An 18740-nucleotide genomic window follows, 5' to 3' on the forward strand; every position below is an offset into this window, starting at 1 on the left:
GCCCCGCCCCGCGCGCCGCCCCCGAAGGAAACGATGTCCATCAGCGAGCGCTTATGGAACGAGACCTACGAACGCCAGATCAGGAACCGCCTGCAGGCCCGGGAGAACTTCCCGGTGGCCGCCCGGTTCCTTCCCGCCCGGCACCGGGCGAACCTGCTCGACGTCTACGGCTACGCCCGGCTCGTGGACGACATCGGCGACGAGGCGCCGCCGGATGAGCGCCCCGCCCTGCTCGACCTCGTGGACCGCGACCTCGACCGGATCTACGCGGGCGCCGTCCCGGAGATCCCCGTCATGCGCGCGCTGGCCCGCACCGTACACGAACGCCGGATCCCCGAGGAGCCCTTCCGCCGCCTAGTCCGGGCGAACCGCCGGGACCAGGTCGTCACCCGCTACGGGACGTTCGACGAGCTGCTGGACTACTGCACGCTGTCGGCCGACCCCGTCGGGCACATCGTGCTGCACGTGTTCGGCGCCGCCACCCCGGCGCGGCTCCGGCTCTCCGACCGGATCTGCTCCGCGCTGCAGGTCATCGAGCACTGCCAGGACGTCGGCGAGGACCACCGCAACGGCCGGGTCTACCTGCCGGCGGACGACCTGCGCCGGTTCGGCTGCACCGAGGACGACTTCCGGGCCGCGGCGACCCCGACGCGGCTGCGCGGTGTCATCGCCCTCCAGGCGGGAAGGGCAGGACGACTGCTCGCCGAAGGGGCGCCTCTCGTCCGGAGCCTGCCGGGCTTCGCGCGCGTCGCCGTCGCCGGCTACGCGGCGGGCGGGTTCGCCGCCCTCGCCGCGCTGGACCGCCGCGCCTACGACGTCCTGTCCGGCCCGTCACGCCCGGGGAAGACGCGGCTGCTCGCCGAGTGGTCGCGGATGTTGGGAAGGAGATGAGATGGACGCAGCCGGGGCTTACCGGCACTGCGAAAAGGTCGTCCGGTCGCAGGCACGCAACTTCTCGTACGGGATCCGCCTCCTGCCCCCGCCGAAGCGCCGGGCGCTGAGCGCCGTCTACGCCTTCGCGCGGCGGATCGACGACATCGGCGACGACGTCGACGCGCCTCCTGATGCGCGGCTGGCCGCGCTGGCCGCCGAGCGCGGCCGGCTCGCCGACCCCGGCGCCCACCCGGACGACCCGGTGATGGTCGCCCTGGCGGACGCGGCGCGGCGGATGCCGATCCCGCTGGACGCGTTCGGCGAGCTGATCGACGGCTGCGAGGCCGACGTGCGCGGCGCGGCCTACGACACCTTCGACGACCTGCTCTGGTACTGCCGGTGCGTCGCCGGGTCGGTCGGCCGGCTGTCGCTCGGCGTGTTCGGCGCCGCCGACCTGCGGGTCGCGCGGACGCGCGCCGACGCGCTCGGCGTCGCGCTGCAGCTGACGAACATCCTGCGCGACGTCCGCGAGGACCGGCTCGGCGGCCGCGTCTACCTGCCGGCCAAGGACCTCGCGAGGTTCGGCTGCACCCTCGACCAGGACGCGTCCGGCCGGTTCACCGACCCGCCGGAGCAGCTCGCGGCCCTGGTCCGCTTCCAGGCGGCGCGGGCGGGGGAGTGGTACGGGACGGGGTTGCGGCTGCTGCCGATGCTCGACCGGCGCAGCGCCGCGTGCACGGGGACGATGGCCGGCATCTACCGGCGCCTGCTGCGGCGCATCACCGCCGACCCGGCGGGCGCGCTGGAACGCCGCATGTCGCTGCCCGGGTGGGAGAAGGCGGCCGTCGCCGCGACGGCGCTCACCGGGATCCGGCGGTGAGCCCCCGGGGGAACGTCGCCGTGGTCGGCGGCGGGCTCGCCGGGATCAGCGCCGCGCTCGCGCTCCTGGAGGCGGGCGTGCGGACCACCCTGTACGAGGCGCGTCCCCGGCTCGGGGGCGCGACCCATTCGTTCGACCGGGACGGCCTGACCGTCGACAACGGCCAGCACGTCTTCCTGAAGTGCTGCACCGCCTACCGGGGGCTGCTCGACCGGCTGGACGCGCGGGACCTCGTCCGCGTCCAGGACCGCCTCGACATCCGCGTCCTCACCCCGGACGGCCCGGCCGGGAGGCTGCGCCGGGCGAACGCGCCGGGCCCGCTGCACCTGCTGCCCGCGCTCGCGGGATACCGGCTGCTGTCGCCGGGCGACCGGCTGCGGGCCGTCCGCGCGTCGCTCGCACTGCAGGGCCTCGACCCTCAGGACCCGGACCTGGACGCGCAGGCGATGGGCGGCTGGCTCGCCGCCCACGGCCAGCGCGAGCGGGCCCGCACCGCACTGTGGGAGCTGTTCCTGATCTCGGCGCTGAACATCGGCGTCGACGACGCCGCGATGGGCCCCGCGACGATGGTGTGCAAGCAGGGCCTGCTCGGGCGTTCCGACGCCGCCGACATCGGCGTCCCGACCGTCCCGCTCGGCGAGCTGCACGGCACGCTCGCGGCGAAGCGGATCGAGCGGCTCGGCGGCCGGATCCACCTGAAGGCGAAGGTGTCGGCGGTCGACGCCGGGCCGAAGCTCGTGGTGGACGGCGAACCGGTCGCCGCGGACGCCGTCGTCGTCGCGGTGCCGCACCGCGCGGCGGCCCCGCTCGTCCCGGCGCAGGCGTGCCCGGACCGGGACCGCTGGCCCGGTCTCGGCTCCAGCCCGATCATCAACGTGCACGTCGTCTACGACCGGCCGGTCATGGACGTGCCCTTCGCCGCCGCGGTCGGCTCGCCCGTGCAGTGGGCGTTCGACCGCACGGAGATCAGCGGCCTCGCCCGCGGCCAGTACCTCGCGGTGTCGGTGTCGGCCGCCGACGGCTGGATCGACACGCCCGCCGCCGACGTCCGCGCCGCGTTCCGGCCCGAACTGGAACGGCTGTTCCCGGCCGCCCGGCGGGCCCGCGTCACCGATTTCTTCGTCACCCGCGAACGTCACGCGACGTTCCGCCAGAGCCCCGGCAGCGGCGCGCTGCGTCCCGCGTCCGCGACCCGCCTGCCCGGGCTGTTCCTCGCCGGCGCGTGGACGGACACGGGCTGGCCCGACACCATGGAGGGGGCAGTGCGCAGTGGACTGACCGCCGCCCGGCTGGTCCGGCGGCACCTGGACGGGGTGAGCGGCCGATGACCGCCGTCCCCGGCTCGATCACCGACGGGCGCGCGCTCGTCGACGAGGCGATGCGCGCCTGCGTGGACCGCCTCGACCCGGCCAACCGCCGCGTCATCGCCTACCACCTCGGCTGGACCGACGCCGACGGCCGTCCCGCCGACGCGGGCGGCAAGGCGCTGCGCCCCGCGCTGGCGATGCTGTCGGGGCGGGCCGCCGGCGCGCCGCCCGAGAACGCGCTGCCCGGCGCGGTCGCGGTGGAGTTCGTGCACGCGTTCTCGCTGCTGCACGACGACATCATGGACGGCGACCGGACCCGCCGGCACCGCCCGGCCGCGTGGACGGTGTTCGGTGCGGCGGCCGCGATCCTCGCCGGCGACGCGCTGCTCGCGCTGTCGGAGGAGCTGCTGCTGGAGCAGCACACCCGCGGCGCGCACTGGGCCGCGGAGGCGCTGACCGCCGCGACCCAGCGGCTCATCTCCGGCCAGGCCCTCGACATGGGGTTCGAGACCCGCGCCGACGTCACGCTCGACGAGTGCCTGACGATGGCGTCCGACAAGACGGGCGCGCTGCTGGCCTGCGCCAGCTCCATCGGCGCGATGCTCGGCGAGGCGCCCGCGGAGCTGGTCACCGCCCTCACCGGGTACGGGACGGAGATGGGCCTGGCGTTCCAGCTCGTCGACGACCTGCTCGGCATCTGGGGGAGCCCGGAGACGACCGGCAAGCCGGTGCTGTCGGACCTGCGGGCCCGCAAGAAGTCTCTGCCGGTGGTGGCCGCGCTGACGGCCGGGACCGCCGAGTCCGCGCGGCTCGCCGAGCTGTACGCCGCGCCCGGAGACCCCGCCGAGGCCGACCTGCGGGAGATGGCGGAGCTCGTCGAGGCCGCGGGCGGGCGCGCCTGGGCCGAGGCCGAGGCCGACCGCCGCGTCGCGCTGGCCGCCAAGCACGTGGGCGACGTGGAGATGGACGACGCGGTCCGCGCGGAGTTCCGCGACATCGCGCTCTTCGTCACCGCCCGGGACCACTGAACGACAGGGAGCACCGAACGACAGGGAGCACCGAACGACAGGGAGCACCGAGCGCCCGGGACCACTGAGCGACGGGGCCCGTGCCGGGAAGCGGAGACCCGTCAGAAAGCAGGATGCCGAATGACCACGACGGAAGCCCCCGGACTCACCGAAGCGGCCGCGGCCGCCGTCGAGGCGGCCCGCGACCACCTGCTCGGCCTGCAGTCGGCCGAGGGCTGGTGGAAGGCCGAGCTGGAGACCAACGTCACCATGGACGCCGAGGACCTGCTGCTGCGCCAGTTCCTCGGCATCCGCACCGACGCCGAGACCGCCGCGGCGGCGCGCTGGATCCGCTCGCAGCAGCGCGCCGACGGGACGTGGGCGAACTTCTACGGGGGTCCGCCGGACCCGTCCACCACCATCGAGGCGTACGTCGCGCTGCGGCTGGCCGGCGACGCCCCCGACGCCGAGCACATGCGCAAGGCCGCCGCCTACGCGCGCGAGGCCGGCGGCATCGAGGGCAGCCGCGTGTTCACCCGCATCTGGCTCGCGCTGTTCGGCCAGTGGTCCTGGGACGACCTGCCGGTGATGCCGCCGGAGCTGATGTTCCTGCCGAGCCGCGTCCCGCTCAACGTCTACAGCTGGGCGTGCTGGGCACGGCAGACGATCGTGCCGCTGACCGTCCTCGGGTCGCTGCGGCCCGTCCGGTCGCTGCCGTTCGACCTGGCCGAGCTGCGCGCGGGCCGCCGTCCCGCCCGCAAGGCGAGCGGCTGGGGGAAGGCGTTCAACGCTCTCGACCGGGTGCTGCACGTCTACGAGAAGCGGCCGGTGGCGCCGCTGCGGAAGGCCGCGCTGCGCCGTGCGGCCGAGTGGATCGTCGCGCGGCAGGAGGCGGACGGCTGCTGGGGCGGCATCCAGCCGCCGTGGGTGTACTCGCTGATGGCGCTGAGCCTGCTCGGCTACGACCTCGACCATCCGGTGATGAAGCGCGGGCTCGCCGGCCTCGACCGGTTCACGATCGAGGACGAGAAGGGCCGCCGCCTGGAGGCGTGCCAGTCGCCGGTCTGGGACACCGTCCTCGCGATGAACGCGCTGTCGGACGCGGGCGCGCCCGCCGGGGACCCCGCGCTGCTGCGCGCGGCCCGCTGGGTCGTGAACGAGGAGATCCGCGGGCCGGGGGACTGGTCGGTGCGGCGGCCGGACCTGCCGCCGGGCGGGTGGGCGTTCGAGTTCGACAACGACCTGTACCCCGACACCGACGACACCGCCGAGGCGATCCTCGCGCTGCGCCGCTCCGGGCTGCCCGAGGCGCGCGAGCCGATCGACCGGGCCGTCCGCTGGATGTCGGGGATGGCGTCGAAGGACGGCGGGTTCGCCGCGTTCGACGCCGACAACACCCAGGAGCTCTGCACCAAGCTGCCGTTCTGCGATTTCGGCGCCGTCATCGACCCGCCGTCGGCGGACGTCACCGCGCACGTGGTCGAGGCCCTCGCCAAGGAGGGCCACGCGGAGGCGCCCGTCACCAAGCGCGCGGTGGTGTGGCTGCTGAAGGCACAGGAAGCGGACGGATCCTGGTTCGGCCGGTGGGGCGCCAACCACGTCTACGGCACGGGCGGCGTGGTGCCCGCGCTGATCGCCGCGGGCGTCCGCCCGGACAAGCCGCCGATCCGCCGCGCCGTCGCCTGGCTGGAGCACCACCAGAACCCCGACGGCGGCTGGGGCGAGGACCTGCGCTCCTACGACGACCCGGCCTGGATCGGGCGCGGCACGTCAACCCCGTCGCAGACGGCCTGGGCGCTGCTGGCGCTGCTCGCCGCCGGCGAGCGCTCACCGGCCGTCGAGGCCGGCGTCCGGTGGCTCGTGGAGAACCAGCGCCCGGACGGCACCTGGGACGAGGACCAGTTCACCGGCACCGGCTTCCCCGGCGACTTCTACATCAACTACCACCTGTACCGGCTGGTGTTCCCGATCAGCGCCCTCGGCCGCTACCTGGGACGGGACCGGTGACGGAGTTCGCGGTGCGCGCGGCGCTCGGGATCGAGGCCCGGGCGCTCGCGCGCGGCGGCCTCCCGGTCGTCCGGACCGGCGTCGGCCCCGCGCGGGCGCGGAAGGCCGCCGCGCGGCTGGGCGACGTCGACGCGCTGGCCGTCGCCGGGTTCGGCGGCGCGCTCGACGACCGGCTGCGGCCCGGCGACCTGTTCGTCGCGACCGAGGTCCGGGGCACCGGCCCGCCGATCCCGTGCCCCACGGCCGAGCCCCTCGCCGGGCTCCTGGAGCGGACGACCGGCGCGACCGTGCACCGCGGCCCGCTCGTCACCGCCGACCACATCGTCACCGGCCGCGAACGCGCCGAGCTGGCCGCGACCGGGGCGATGGCCGTCGACATGGAGTCGGCGCCGCTCGCCGCCGCGGCCGGCGACCGCCCGGTGGCGGTGGTCCGCGCGATCGTCGACACCCCGGACCGCCCGCTGCTCAGCCCCGCCACCCTCACTGGCGGGACCGCCGCCCTGCGCCGGCTGCGGGCCATCGCGCCCGCCCTGCGCACCTGGGCGGAGGCCGTCGGCCCGCGCCGGATCCTCCTGGCGTCGCCGCGCTCCTTCTGCGCCGGCGTCGAGCGCGCCATCGAGATCGTCGAACGCGCCCTGGAGATGCACGGCCCGCCCGTGTACGTGCGCAAGCAGATCGTCCACAACACCCACGTCGTGAACGACCTCGCCCGGCGCGGCGCCGTGTTCGTCGACGAGCTGGACGAGGTGCCGCCCGGCGCGGTGACGGTGTTCTCCGCGCACGGCGTCGCGCCCGCCGTCCGCGCCGAGGCCGGACGGCTCGGGCTGCGCGTCATCGACGCGACGTGCCCGCTGGTCGCCAAGGTGCACGCCGAGGCCCGCCGGTACGCCGCGCGCGGCGACCTCGTCGCGCTGATCGGGCACGCCGGGCACGAGGAGGTCGAGGGCACGCTCGGCGAGGCGCCGCAGTCCACGGTGCTCGTGCAGACCCCCGCCGACGTCGCCGCGCTGCCGGCGGACCGTCCCGTCGCCTACCTGACCCAGACCACCCTGTCCGCCGACGAGGCGGGCGAGGTGGCGGCCGCCATCACCCGGCGGTTCTCGGACGCCCGGGGCCCGCACACCGACGACATCTGCTACGCCACCACCAACCGGCAGCGCGCCGTGACCCGCGTCGCCCGTGACGCCGACCTGGTGCTCGTCGTCGGGTCGGCCAACTCGTCCAACTCGCGCCGGCTCGTCGAGGTCGCCGAGCAGGCGGGCGCGCCCGCCGTTCTGATCGACGGCCCGGCCGACGTCCCGCTCGACCGGCTCCGCGGCGCCCGCGCCGTCGGCGTCACCGCCGGCGCGTCCGCGCCGCCCGCCGTGCTCGACGCGGTCGTCGCCGCGCTGCGCGGCCTCGGCCCCGCCGACCTCGTGGAACGCGAGGTCACGGTGGAGACCACCGAGTTCACCTTGCCGAAGGAGGTCCGACCATAATGCCGATGCCCTTGCGCCAGAGCGTCCGCGTCGCATCGCACATCATGACCAACAAGGTGCGCGGCAACGACAAGTTCCCGCTCATCATGGAGCTCGAACCGCTGTTCGCCTGCAACCTCAAGTGCGCGGGCTGCGGCAAGATCCAGCACCCCGCCGACGTGCTGAAGCGGCGCATGCCGGTCGAGCAGGCCATCGCCGCCGTGAAGGAGTGCGGCGCCCCGATGGTGTCGATCGCGGGCGGCGAGCCCCTCATGCACCCGCAGATCGGCGAGATGGTCGACGAGCTGGTGAAGATGAAGAAGTTCGTGTTCCTGTGCACGAACGCGCTGCTGGTCCCGAAGAAGCTCGACAAGTTCAAGCCGTCGCCCTACTTCGCCTTCACCGTGCACATCGACGGCCTGCAGGAGCGGCACGACGAGTCGGTCTGCAAGGAGGGCGTGTTCGAGGAGGCCGTCGCCGCGGTCAAGCTCATCAAGGAGCGCGGTTTCCGGGTCACCACCAACACCACGTTCTTCAACACCGACACCCCGCAGACCGTCATCGACGTCCTGAACTACCTCAACGACGACCTGCAGGTGGACGAGATGATGCTCTCGCCCGGGTACGCCTACGACAAGGCGCCCGACCAGGAGCACTTCCTCGGCGTCCAGGAGACCCGCGAGCTGTTCCGCAAGGCGTTCGGGGACGGCAACCGCAAGCGGTGGCGGCTCAACCATTCGCCGCTGTTCCTGGACTTCCTCGAAGGCAAGGCCGACTTCGGCTGCACCGCCTGGGCGATCCCGTCCTACTCCCTGTTCGGCTGGCAGCGCCCGTGCTACCTGATGTCGGACGGCTACGCGCAGACCTACCGGGAGCTGCTGGACGAGACCGACTGGGAGTCCTACGGCAGGGGCCGCGACCCGCGCTGCGCGAACTGCATGGCGCACTGCGGCTACGAGCCGACCGCGGTCTTCAAGACCCTCGGATCCCTCAAGCAGTCGTTGCGCGCCCTGCGCGAGAACTGAACTGAGGGCTCCGGGGCGACCCTGCCACGACGGGCAGGTTGTTCGGCCGCTCTGCTAGCGCCGTGCGGCGGAACAGCCTGGCCGTCGTCGGGGCGGGCCCGCTCCGCGCGGGACCGCGTCGTCAGGGGCCGTACATCTGCTCGCGCAGGTGCGTCAGCGTCTTGCTGAGCAAGCGCGAGACGTGCATCTGGGAGATGCCGAGCTCCTGCGCGATCTGCGACTGGGTCCTGTTGCCGAAGAAGCGCAGCAGCACGATCGTGCGCTCCCGCTCCGGCAACCGGGCCAGCAGGCCGTGCAGCGTCTCGCCGTCGACGACGTGCTGCAGCGCGGCGTCCTCGGCCCCGAGCCGCTCGGCGAGCGGGCTTCCCTCGGGGTCGCCGTCGCCGGCGCCGTCCAGGGACAGCGGCCGGTAGGACTCCCACGCCAGGAGGGTGTCGGTGACCTCCTCCAGGCTGACGCCCAGGATCGCGGCCAGCTCACCAGGCGTGGGGGAGCGGCCGTGCGCCTGGAGGAACCGCTGGGTGGCGCGCTGCAGCCGCGGGCGCAGTTCCTGGATGCGGCGGGACACGCGGATGCCCCAGGTCCGGTCCCGGAAGTAGCGGCGGACCTCCCCGAGGACCATGGGATAGGCGTAGACGAAGAACTGGTCGCCCCGTTCGGGATCGAACCGGTTGATCGCGTTGACGAGGCCGAGGTAGGCGACCTGCGCCAGGTCCTCCACCGGTTCGCCCCGGTGGGCGTAGCGGTGCGCGATCCGCCGCACCATCGGCGCGTGCATCCGGACGAGCGCCGCGCGCAACTCCTCCCTGCGCGCGCCGCTCACCCCGGGCAGGTTCATCTCGCTCAGCAGCGCCTCGGCGGACTGGCCCGCCGGATCGGCGCCCGCGCGGGGCGGGGCCGCGGCCGATGTGGCTGGGGAGCTCAGGCCGATCACCTCCTGTCGAAGCCGGAGCCGGCGCATCGGAGACCCGATACATCGCCTCACGATATAAATGCCCGCATTCGGGCCTCCGATACCGGCCGGGCCGTGGCCATTCGGACGTCAGGGTCGTTCGGACGTCCCGTGCCGTGACGGGATCTCGCCGCGGGGGGAGGTCATCGCGTTCGGGCGGAGGCGGTGTCGTGGCGGAGCGCGATCGTGACGGGCACGGTGGCGGCGACCGCGGCGACGGCGAGGCCGAGGGCGATCCGGAAGCCCGTCGCGAACGCGGCGCCCGCCAGGAGCGGGCCGAACACCGCGACGCCCGCCGACGAGCCGACCTGGCGGCCGGTGTTGTACGCGGCCGTCGCGGCGCCGGTGAGCGCGGCCGGGACCGACTCGACCAGCCGCGTCGTCATCGCGGCGACGACCATGCCCCCGCCGAGGCCCGCCGGGGTCATGGCCAGCAGCAGCGGCCACTCCTGCGGCAGCGGCCCCGTGACCAGGATCGCGGCGATGGCGCCGCCGAACAGCAGCTCTCCGGCCAGGAGCGCGGCGGTGGAGCCGAAGCGTGCGAGCAGCGACGGCGTCACCAGGTTGCCCAGCGCTATCAGCCCGGTGAACGGCAGGAACGAGAGCCCGGCGACCAGCGGCGGTTCCCCCTTGACCTCCTGGAGGAGCAGGCTCAGCGCGAACATCACGCCGTAGAAGGTGAAGTTGAACAGCACGCCGAGCGCCGACATGCCGGAGAAGCCCGCCCGCCGGAAGAGCCCGAGCGGCAGCAGCGGGTCGGCCGCCCGGCGCTCCACGAGCGCGAACGCGGCGACCCCCGCCGCGAACACACCGCCCGCGGCGAGCACCGCCGGGTGCGTCCAGCCCAGGTGCGGGCCCTCGATCATGCCGAAGACCAGGCCCGCGATCGCCGCGCCCGCGGTGAGCTGCCCGCCGAGGTCCAACCGGCGCGGGCGGGCCGGGACAGCGCCGACCCGGGCCAGGGTCACCACGGCCGCCGCCGCCCCGAGCACCACGTTCACGAGGAACACCGCCCGCCACCCCGCCGCGGCGATCAGCACCCCGCCGACCAGCGGCCCGGCCGCCAGGCCGACACCGCCGGTCGCGCCCCACACCGCCACCGCCCGGGCCCGCCCGGAGGCGTCCCGCGCTCCGGACGTCGCCAGCGCCAGCGAGCTGGGCAGCAGCAGCGCCGCGCCCGCGCCCATCGCGAGCTGCGCGGCGATCAGCACCGGGACGGCGCCGGCGGCGGCCGCGACGGCGGACGCGGGCGCGACGACGGCCAGGCCGGTGAGGAACACCCGGCGGGCGCCGAGGACGTCCGCCAGCGCTCCCGCGCTGATCAGGCCGGCGGCCAGCGTCAGCGTGTAGGCGTTGACGATCCATTCGCCGGCCGCCGCCCCGCCGTGCAGTGCCCGCAGCATCGTCGGCAGCGCGAGCGTCACGATCGTGGTGCCGAGGAACACCATGAACGCCGCCGCCGCGCCCGCCGCCAGCGCGGCCCGGTCGCCTCTCCCCGCCTCCCGATCCGCGACGCGCCGCGGCTTCACCAGCGTCTTCGTGTCCATGAGCACCCCTCCGTCAACCGGACTCGGACCGTCCGCTTGCGACGCTAACACAAGCGGACGACGCTCGTCCATTTAACTGGAGGGTGCTCGTCCGCTTGCTGGTAGATTGGTGCCATGGACGTGACCTGGCCAGCGGTGGACCGGCTGCTGGACGACGGGACCGGGCACCGGCCCCGCGCCGATGCCCGCCGCAACGTGGAACGCCTGGTGGCCGCGGCCCACGAGGCCGCCCGCGAGGCCGGATCGGAGATCACCGCGCACGACATCGCGCGCCGCGCCGGCGTCGGCATCGGCACCTTCTACCGCCGCGTCGGCTCGCTGGAGGAGCTGCTGAAGGCCGTCGTGGACGAGCTGATCGGCGAGATCATCGCGTCCGCCGACGCCTGCCTGGCCGCCGACGACCCGTGGGAGGGCTTCCGGACGTTCGCCGCGTCCTACATCCGCCGCCGCAACGAGCTGTGCGACATCAACGAGGCGCTCGGCGACGTCCTCGGCCACTCCCGCGCCGACCTGCGCGACCGCATCCGGAGGCTGGTCGAGCGGGCGCAGGACGCGGGCGCCGTGCGCGCCGACGTGACGTGGACCGACGTGGCGTTCCTGCTGGTCTCCGCGGCGACCGGCCCGCACACGCTCGGCCTGCGGGCCGGCGAGGAGCAGTGGGACCGCAACCTGCACGTCATCCTGGACGGCCTGCGCGCCCCGGCCTCCGGCGACCTGCCGGGCGAGGCCCCGCGGCTGCCGTGACGGGGGGCAGGGCCGGCACCGCGCGGGGGAGACGGCGCCGGCCCTGAGTCAGGCGGTCAGCCCAGCCCGTCGTCGAGCGCCTTGGTCAGCACGCCCGGGTCGCCGGACATCTCCCAGATCATGGCGCCCAGCAGGTGCTTGCTCTTCAGCCATGCCACCTTCTTCCCGATCGACCAGGCGTCGTCGAACGACCACCACTGGCCGCCGTCACCGGTGAAGCAGGACGTCGCGACGGCCTGCTCGTCGTGCGCGACCGTGCAGTTCGGCAGGCTGGAGACCAGGTTGGCGTAGCCGCGCGTCCCCGCCTCCTCCTGGAACTGCCCGGGCGCCGCGCCGTTCGCGGCCTGCCACTGGCCGCCCTTGCCGCCGTCGGCGACGCCCTGCCAGCCGCGGCCGTAGTAGGCGAGCCCGATCGTCAGCTTGCGCGGGTTCACGCCGGCGTCGAGGTAGGCGTTCACCGCGTTCTCGACGCTGAAGTGGAACGGGTACGGGTCGTCGGTGTCGGTGTACAGGTTGGCCTGGTGCCCGGTCCGGTTCGGCTCCCACGAGTTGTCGCTGCCGGAGCCGTGGAAGTCGTAGCCCTGGACGTTGAAGATGTCCAGCGACTTGGCGACCTGGGGCAGGTCCCATCCGGCAGCGATCTTCGCCGGATCCGCCGGGGTGAACGCGGTCAGCTCGTAACGCTCGCCGGTCTGCGCGGTCAGCGCGTCCAGCTGGCGGCGGAACTCGGCGATCAGCAGCGTGTTGTTCTGCTTGTCGGCCGCGCCGACGTGGTTGCCCGGGTGCCCGTCCGAGCCCGGCCACTCCCAGTCGAGGTCGATGCCGTCGAAGATCCCGGCGGCCGCGCCGGGCCCGCCCGCGCTCTCGTACTCGGGCAGGTCGCCCTTGATGTAGGTGTCGATGCAGGAGCTCACGAACTTCTTCCGCGACGCGTCCGTCGCGGCGACGTCGGAGAAGTACTTGGAGTACGTCCAGCCGCCGATCGAGATGAGGACCTTCAGCTTCGGGTACTTCGCCTTCAGCTTCCTCAGCTGGTTGAAGTTGCCGCGCAGCTTCTCCCAGCCGGTGTCGGCGACGCCGTCCACCGACTGCGCCGCGCTGAACGGGCGGCCGTAGTCCGCCTCGGCGTCGCCCGCGCCGTCGCCCTGGCTCGGGTCCTCGGGGTCGGACGTGGTGCCCTTCGTGACGCCCTGCAGGCACGTCAGGTTCTTCGGGTCGATGTTGGCGAACGCGTAGTTGAGGTGCGTCAACCGCGCCGCGTTGCCCGTCGTGTCCAGGTTCTTCACGAAGTACTGCCGCCCGTAGATGCCCCACTGGACGAAGTAGCCGACCCGCGCGTAGCCGCTCACCACGTCGTCCGTGGTGACCGTCACCGCGGCGCTCTCCGCCGACACGTTGTCGTACAGGTCGCGCGCCCGGACGGTGAACGAGTACTCGGTGGACGGCGACAGGCCCGCGACCGTCGCGGACGTCCCGGTCACCGTCGTCGCGACCTTCCCGTCCACCAGCACGTCGTAGTTCGCGATACCGGTGTTGTCCGACGCGGCGTTCCACGCGAGCCCGACGCTCGCCGCGTCCTTACCCGTGCCGTGCAGCCCCGCCGGAACGGACGGCGCCTGCGTGTCGTCGCCCGGATCGTTGGTCTTCACGGTGACGGGCGCGCTCGCCGCGGACAGGTTCCCCTTCCGGTCGCGGGCCTTCACCGTGAACGTGTACTCGGTGTTCGGCGTGAGCCCGGTGACCGTCGCGCTGGTGCCGGGCACCGTCGTCGCGAGAGCCGACCCGCTGTACACCTCGTACGCGGTGACCGGGAGGCTTCCCGCCTTCGCCGCGTCCCAGCTCAGCGACACGGTCTTCGTCGTCTTCACCGTCGTCTTCAGCCCGCCCGGCGCGCTCGGCGGGACGTCCGCTGACCCGTCGCAGTTGGCGTCGTTGATCCGGCAGCTCGCCGGTTCCGCACCGGACCCGCTGACGGTGAACGTCGGGCTGTACGGCTCCGTCGTCTTCCCGGCCCCGACCGAGGAGTTGTAGTAGACCGACGACAGGGTGACGGTCCTGCCGTTCTGGCTGATCGTCCCGTTCTGCGCGCCGCTCGCGGTCACGCCGTCCGGCAGGTCGAACACGATCGTCCAGCCGTGCAGGGCCGTGGCGGTGCCGTTCGCGACGACGAACTTCGCCTGCGTCCCGTTCACCGAGTACTCGGCGGTGACCGCCGCCACGACGGGCGGCGGCTCGCCCGACCCGTCGCAGTTGGCCCCGTTGAGCAGGCAGTTCGCCGGCTGCGCGGCGGAGCTCAGTGTGAACGTCGGGCTATACGGCTCGGTGCTCCCGCCCGCTTTCACGGTGTTGATGTAGAACGCGGGCGTCAGCGTCACCTTCGTCCCATTCTGGGACACCGTGGCGTTCTGCGGGTTGCTCACCGTGACGCCGGCCGGCAGCTCAAACGTCAGCTTCCAGCCGCTCACGTCGGACGTCCCGGGATTGGCGACCACGTACTTCCCGGTCGTCCCGGACAGGCCGAACGTCGCCGTGAGCCGCGACGCCGCCCGCGCGGGAGCCGCCGCCAGCGCCGCGACGACCACGAACGACACCAGGAGCGCGAGAAGTCTTCGCATGCCGAACACCTGCTTTCGGGGTGGTGGTGCCACACGACCGGCCGCCCCCCGAAACCGGTAATTGATAGGAAGGTTTCCTATCAATTACCGAGCAAGGTAACCGCCCCGCACCCCGCCGACAACCCCCGCCCGCCCCGCCGCCGAGCAACCACCCCAGCTAGCGCACCGAACCACCCGAACGCCCGAAGAATCTCAGCACAAACCGCCCAACGACGCCCCCACCCCCGTCAACTCCCGCCAACCGGAGCCGCAGCAGACCACCCTGCAGGGGTCAAGGGCGGAGGCTCATTGGGGGCAAGGGGCGAAGCCCCAACCGAGCGACGGCCCACCAACCGAAACGTGATCACCAACCCCGACCACAAGGGGGCAAGGGGCGAAGCCCCAAAAAAACAGGAGGTGGCACGAAGCCGAACGGCCCCCACCAACCGCAACCACAAGGGGGGCGTGGGGGGCGGAGCCCCCCACATCGGGGGTCCGGGGGTCGCCCCCCGGGTCAACACAAAGAGGGAGTGGCAGGCCCGCGCTTTCCGCGGGCACACCACTCCCCACTCCATCGTGGGCGATACTGGGATTGAACCAGTGACCTCTACCGTGTCAAGGTAGCGCTCTCCCACTGAGCTAATCGCCCGTGCACGTGGTCTCCGGGGGGAGTCACGGCGGTTGAGGTGGAGACGGGATTTGAACCCGTGTACACGGCTTTGCAGGCCGTTGCCTCGCCTCTCGGCCACTCCACCAGAAGAGACCTTCTGGGTCACAGCCTGAAAGGCCCCTCAGAGCGGAAGACGGGATTTGAACCCGCGACCCTCACCTTGGCAAGGTGATGCTCTACCCCTGAGCCACTTCCGCCTGTGCTGCTCGGTGCCTTGCGGCCCCTTGCGGCGACGGGGAAAACATTAGCGCGTCCGTGGCCGTTCCCCAAACCGGGTTTCCCGGCGGGGCGTGCCGCGGATGCTTCGGTGCCGGTCGAAGGGTGCGGCGCCTAGGGTCGAGGTATGGCGGAACTTGCTGTTACTTCGGACATCGCCCCGGTGGCGGCGCTGCTGGCGGATCGGGCGCGGGCGGCGATGCTGACGGCTCTGCTGGACGGGCGTCCGCTGGCGGCGGGGGAGCTGGCGCGGACGGCGGGGGTGAGCGCGCAGACGGCGAGCGCGCATCTGGCGAGGTTGCTGGAGGCGGGGTTCGTCACGGCGGTGAAGCAGGGGCGGCACCGCTATTACCGGTTGCAGAACGCTGAGGTGGCGCAGGTGATCGAGGCGTTGTCGCGGATCAGCCCGCCGGTGGAGGTGCGGAGTCTGCGGCAGTCGCGGGACGCGCGGCGGTTGCATGAGGCGCGGACGTGTTACGACCATCTGGCGGGTGAGGCGGGGGTGGCGTTGTTCGCGGCGCTGGTGGACGGCGGGCTGATCGAGCGGGACGGCGAGGAGTCGTACGAGGTCACGGAGAAGGGCGAGGATCGGCTGGGGGCGCTGGGTCTGGACGTGCCGGCGTTGCGGCGGGCGCGCCGCAGGTTCGCGTGGCATTGCCTGGACTGGACGGAGCGGCGGCCGCATCTGAACGGGGCGCTGGGTGCGGCGCTGACGGACCGGATGATCGAGCTGGGCTGGTTCGAGCGGGGGTCGACGCGGCGGGCGCTGCGGGTGACGGACGATGGTCTGAGGGGGCTGGCGGATTCGTTCGGCTGCGTGCTCGTCTGAGAACGAGCCGCTGAGCACGGACCGCTGAGCACGGGCGGCTCAGAACGGGCCGCGCGAAGCGCAGGCTCGCGGCCGCGCCTGGAAGGTTTCGCCATGCCGGTTCGCCCCGCTTCGGCAAGATCTGCGATGAGGCCCGGGGCGCCGGTCCGGGCGGATGAACTCGAAACCCGTGCCCTGGGGGTCGTACTGTGGGGCCATCGGCTTGGTGGACGCGGAACGGCGCGAGGCCGGGCTGGAGGCGCCCGGCCATGGGAGGTGGCTTCGGGTGACGGGGCAGGCCCACGACGGGCGGGCCAGGATCTGGCTGAACGGCGAGATGGTCGATCCGGAGCGGGCCGTGGTGTCGGTGTTCGACCACGGCGTGCTGGTGGGCGACGGGGTCTTCGAGACGGTGAAGGCCGCGTATGGGGAGCCGTTCGCGCTGACCCGGCATCTGCGGCGGCTGGCGGCGTCGGCGGCGGGCCTCGGGCTGCCGGAGCCGGATCACGACGCGCTCGCGCAGGGGGTGCTGGAGGTGCTGGCGGCGGCGCCGAGGTGGCCGCTGGCGCGGATCCGGATCACGTTCACGAGCGGTCCGGGGCCGCTGGGCTCGGCCCGCGGCGACGCGGGCCCGACGGTGTCGATCATCGTGGACGAGCAGGCGCCGTTCCCGGCGGCGGGCGACGTCACGGTGGTGCCGTGGCCGCGCAACGAGCGGGGCGCGCTGTCCGGCCTGAAGACGACGTCGTACGCGGAGAACGCGCTGGCGCTGGCGTACGCGAAGGAGCGCGGCGGCGGTGAGGCGATCTTCGGGAACCTCGCGGGGAACCTGTGCGAGGGGACGGGCAGCAACGTGTTCCTCGTTCTCGGCGGGCGGCTGGTGACGCCGCCGCTGTCGTCGGGGTGCCTGGCGGGGGTGACGCGCGCGCTGGTGCTGGAGTGGTGCGGCGGCGAGGAGGAGGACGTCCCGCTGGAGGACTTCTACCGGGCGGAGGAGGCGTTCCTGACGTCGACGACCCGGGACGTCCAGCCGATCCGGGCGGTGGACGGAACGGTCCTGCCGGAGGCCCCGGGGCCGATCACCGCGAAGGCGATGGAGGCGTTCGCGGCGCGGTCCGCCGAGCTGATGGACCCCTGACGAAGAAAACGATCTCCTGGGTCTTTACGTGATCGCCTTCTTCGGTGACGTTAAGTGGTGACGCTTGTAGGAGGTCACCCGTGGTCAGCTCCCGTAGGGACTTCTCCAGAAGGCGGATCGGCGCGGCGGCCGCGCTCGTGCTGGCGGGCGCGGCGCTCGCCGGCTGCGGCGGCGGCGGATCGTCGACCGATCCGAATCGCGGCAAGGACGCCAAGAGCTTCACCCTCACCATCACCCGGAACGCCATCGCGGGCGGCAAGAACGCCGGCGAGGCCGAGTGGCTCACCCAGACCGTCATCCCGAGGTTCGTGGCCGCCGAGAAGGCGAAGGGGATCACCGCGAAGGTGACCTTCCGCGGCCAGGGCGTGGACGACGAGGCCTACAAGACCAAGCTCGCGCTGGACCTGAAGTCGCGGTCCGGGGCCGACATCATGGACATCGACGGCATCTGGGTGGGGGAGTTCGCCCAGGCCGGGTACATCAGGCCGCTGAGCGAGGCGGTGGGCGCCCCGGCGGACGCCTGGGACGGCTGGGCGCAGATCCCTGGATCGGTCCAACAGCTGGCGCTGTTCGACGGGAAGAAGTACGGCATCCCGTCCGGCACCGACGGGCGCCTCCTGTACTTCAACAAGAAGCTGTTCGCGCAGGCGGGCCTGCCCGCCGGCTGGCAGCCGAAGAGCTGGCAGGACATCATCGCGGCGGGCCGCGCGCTCAAGAAGCTGCCGGGCGTGACGCCGATCCAGCTGGACGCGGGCACCGCGATGGGCGAGGCGACGAGCATGCAGGGCGTGCTGCCGCTGCTGGCGGGCGCGGGCGCGCAGATCTACCAGGACGGCAAGTGGACCGGCGGCGGGCAGGCGCTCAAGAGCGTCCTCGGCCTGTACGCGCAGATCTACGGATCCGAGAAGCTCGGCGACCCGAAGCTCCAGGAGGAGGCGAAGGGCCGCGACAAGTCCTTCGAGGAGTTCGCCGCTGGCAAGATCGGGATCCTGGCGGAGGGCGACTACCTCTGGCGCGACGTGCTGAACCCCAAGGACGGCGTCGCGAAGATGAGGACCCGCGACACCGACGTCGGGTTCGCGCTGATCCCGGCGGTCTCGCCGGGCAAGGGCGTGCGGGGCCAGTCCTTCGTGAGCATGTCGGGCGGCCCGCTGACCGTGATGAACCCGAACACCAAGTACCCGCAGCAGGCGTTCGAGTTCATGGAGTTCATGAACTCCGCGGACATGGTCAAGGCGCGCACCGCGGGCACCCCCGAGATCACGTCCCGGACGGACGTGAACAAGCAGATCCTCGCGGGCGACCCGCTGCTGACGTTCGTCTCGGAGAAGGTCCTGCCGGTGACGTCCTACCGTCCGGGCCTGTCGGTGTATCCGCAGGTGTCGACGGCGTTGCAGGAGGCCACGGCGGCGATCGTGTCGGGCAAGAGCCCCGACGAGGCCGCCGCGCAGTACACCAAGAAGTTGGAAGGGATCGTCGGTGGCCCCTCTCACGTCTCCGCCCAGTGAGGCGGCG

General features: G+C 73.0%; 14 protein-coding genes and 3 tRNA genes. 11 read left to right on the forward strand and 6 right to left on the reverse strand.

The window, feature by feature from the left end:
* Window positions 1-33: 33 nt before the first annotated feature.
* From hpnC to hpnH, 7 genes are all read left to right on the forward strand, one after another.
* Complete coding sequence (gene hpnC / locus F9B16_RS17935) at window positions 34-891, forward strand: squalene synthase HpnC (RefSeq protein WP_151541231.1); 858 nt, start codon at window positions 34-36, stop codon at window positions 889-891.
* A gap of 1 nt (window position 892) precedes the next feature.
* On the forward strand, window positions 893-1753 hold the full coding sequence (gene hpnD, locus F9B16_RS17940; RefSeq protein WP_151541232.1) for a presqualene diphosphate synthase HpnD: 861 nt from the start codon (window positions 893-895) through the stop codon (window positions 1751-1753).
* Window positions 1750-3081, forward strand: coding sequence for a hydroxysqualene dehydroxylase HpnE (gene hpnE, locus F9B16_RS17945; RefSeq protein ID WP_192808843.1), 1332 nt, complete (start codon window positions 1750-1752; stop codon window positions 3079-3081). The genes hpnD and hpnE overlap by 4 nt, the downstream gene beginning before the upstream one ends.
* Window positions 3078-4088: a polyprenyl synthetase family protein gene (locus tag F9B16_RS17950; RefSeq protein WP_151541233.1), complete on the forward strand. Its 1011-nt coding sequence runs from the start codon at window positions 3078-3080 to the stop codon at window positions 4086-4088. Before hpnE ends, F9B16_RS17950 begins: the two co-directional genes overlap by 4 nt.
* Before the next feature lie 120 nt (window positions 4089-4208).
* Window positions 4209-6074: a squalene--hopene cyclase gene (shc, locus tag F9B16_RS17955; protein WP_151541234.1), complete on the forward strand. Its 1866-nt coding sequence runs from the start codon at window positions 4209-4211 to the stop codon at window positions 6072-6074.
* Complete coding sequence (ispH, locus tag F9B16_RS17960) at window positions 6071-7552, forward strand: 4-hydroxy-3-methylbut-2-enyl diphosphate reductase (RefSeq protein WP_192808846.1); 1482 nt, start codon at window positions 6071-6073, stop codon at window positions 7550-7552. The genes shc and ispH overlap by 4 nt, the downstream gene beginning before the upstream one ends.
* A 5-nt stretch (window positions 7553-7557) precedes the next feature.
* On the forward strand, window positions 7558-8556 hold the full coding sequence (hpnH, locus tag F9B16_RS17965; protein ID WP_225991719.1) for an adenosyl-hopene transferase HpnH: 999 nt from the start codon (window positions 7558-7560) through the stop codon (window positions 8554-8556).
* Window positions 8557-8677: 121 nt separating this feature from the next.
* Here the strand turns inward: hpnH and F9B16_RS17970 are convergent, their stop codons facing one another.
* Entirely contained in the window at window positions 8678-9517 is an 840-nt protein-coding gene (locus F9B16_RS17970) for a SigB/SigF/SigG family RNA polymerase sigma factor (protein ID WP_151541236.1), read from the reverse strand.
* Window positions 9518-9651: 134 nt separating this feature from the next.
* Window positions 9652-11055 (reverse strand): MFS transporter, encoded by a 1404-nt coding sequence (locus F9B16_RS17975; protein WP_192808844.1) that lies wholly within the window; start codon window positions 11053-11055, stop codon window positions 9652-9654.
* 114 nt (window positions 11056-11169) lie between these two features.
* Here F9B16_RS17975 and F9B16_RS17980 point away from each other — a divergent pair, with 114 nt between their 5' ends.
* On the forward strand, window positions 11170-11799 hold the full coding sequence (locus tag F9B16_RS17980; protein ID WP_225991720.1) for a TetR/AcrR family transcriptional regulator: 630 nt from the start codon (window positions 11170-11172) through the stop codon (window positions 11797-11799).
* Between the two features lie 56 nt (window positions 11800-11855).
* Here the strand turns inward: F9B16_RS17980 and F9B16_RS17985 are convergent, their stop codons facing one another.
* The 4 genes from F9B16_RS17985 to F9B16_RS18000 form a co-directional block, all read right to left on the reverse strand.
* Entirely contained in the window at window positions 11856-14414 is a 2559-nt protein-coding gene (locus F9B16_RS17985) for a glycosyl hydrolase family 18 protein (RefSeq protein ID WP_151541238.1), read from the reverse strand.
* Window positions 14415-14970: 556 nt separating this feature from the next.
* A tRNA-Val gene (locus F9B16_RS17990) sits at window positions 14971-15042 on the reverse strand.
* 35 nt (window positions 15043-15077) lie between these two features.
* A tRNA-Cys gene (locus F9B16_RS17995) sits at window positions 15078-15148 on the reverse strand.
* 40 nt (window positions 15149-15188) lie between these two features.
* Window positions 15189-15260, reverse strand: a tRNA-Gly gene (locus tag F9B16_RS18000).
* A 146-nt stretch (window positions 15261-15406) separates the two neighbouring features.
* On the opposite strand from F9B16_RS18000, the gene F9B16_RS18005 reads away from it, so the two are divergent.
* The 3 genes from F9B16_RS18005 (at window position 15407) to F9B16_RS18015 (ending at window position 18733) form a co-directional block, all read left to right on the forward strand.
* Window positions 15407-16108: an ArsR/SmtB family transcription factor gene (locus F9B16_RS18005; RefSeq protein ID WP_151541239.1), complete on the forward strand. Its 702-nt coding sequence runs from the start codon at window positions 15407-15409 to the stop codon at window positions 16106-16108.
* Between the two features lie 316 nt (window positions 16109-16424).
* Window positions 16425-17225: an aminotransferase class IV gene (locus F9B16_RS18010; protein WP_151541245.1), complete on the forward strand. Its 801-nt coding sequence runs from the start codon at window positions 16425-16427 to the stop codon at window positions 17223-17225.
* 80 nt (window positions 17226-17305) lie between these two features.
* Complete coding sequence (locus tag F9B16_RS18015) at window positions 17306-18733, forward strand: extracellular solute-binding protein (RefSeq protein WP_225991721.1); 1428 nt, start codon at window positions 17306-17308, stop codon at window positions 18731-18733.
* Window positions 18734-18740: the final 7 nt, after the last annotated feature.

This window comes from Actinomadura montaniterrae (assembly GCF_008923365.1).
Taxonomy (GTDB): Bacteria; Actinomycetota; Actinomycetes; order Streptosporangiales; family Streptosporangiaceae; genus Spirillospora; species Spirillospora montaniterrae.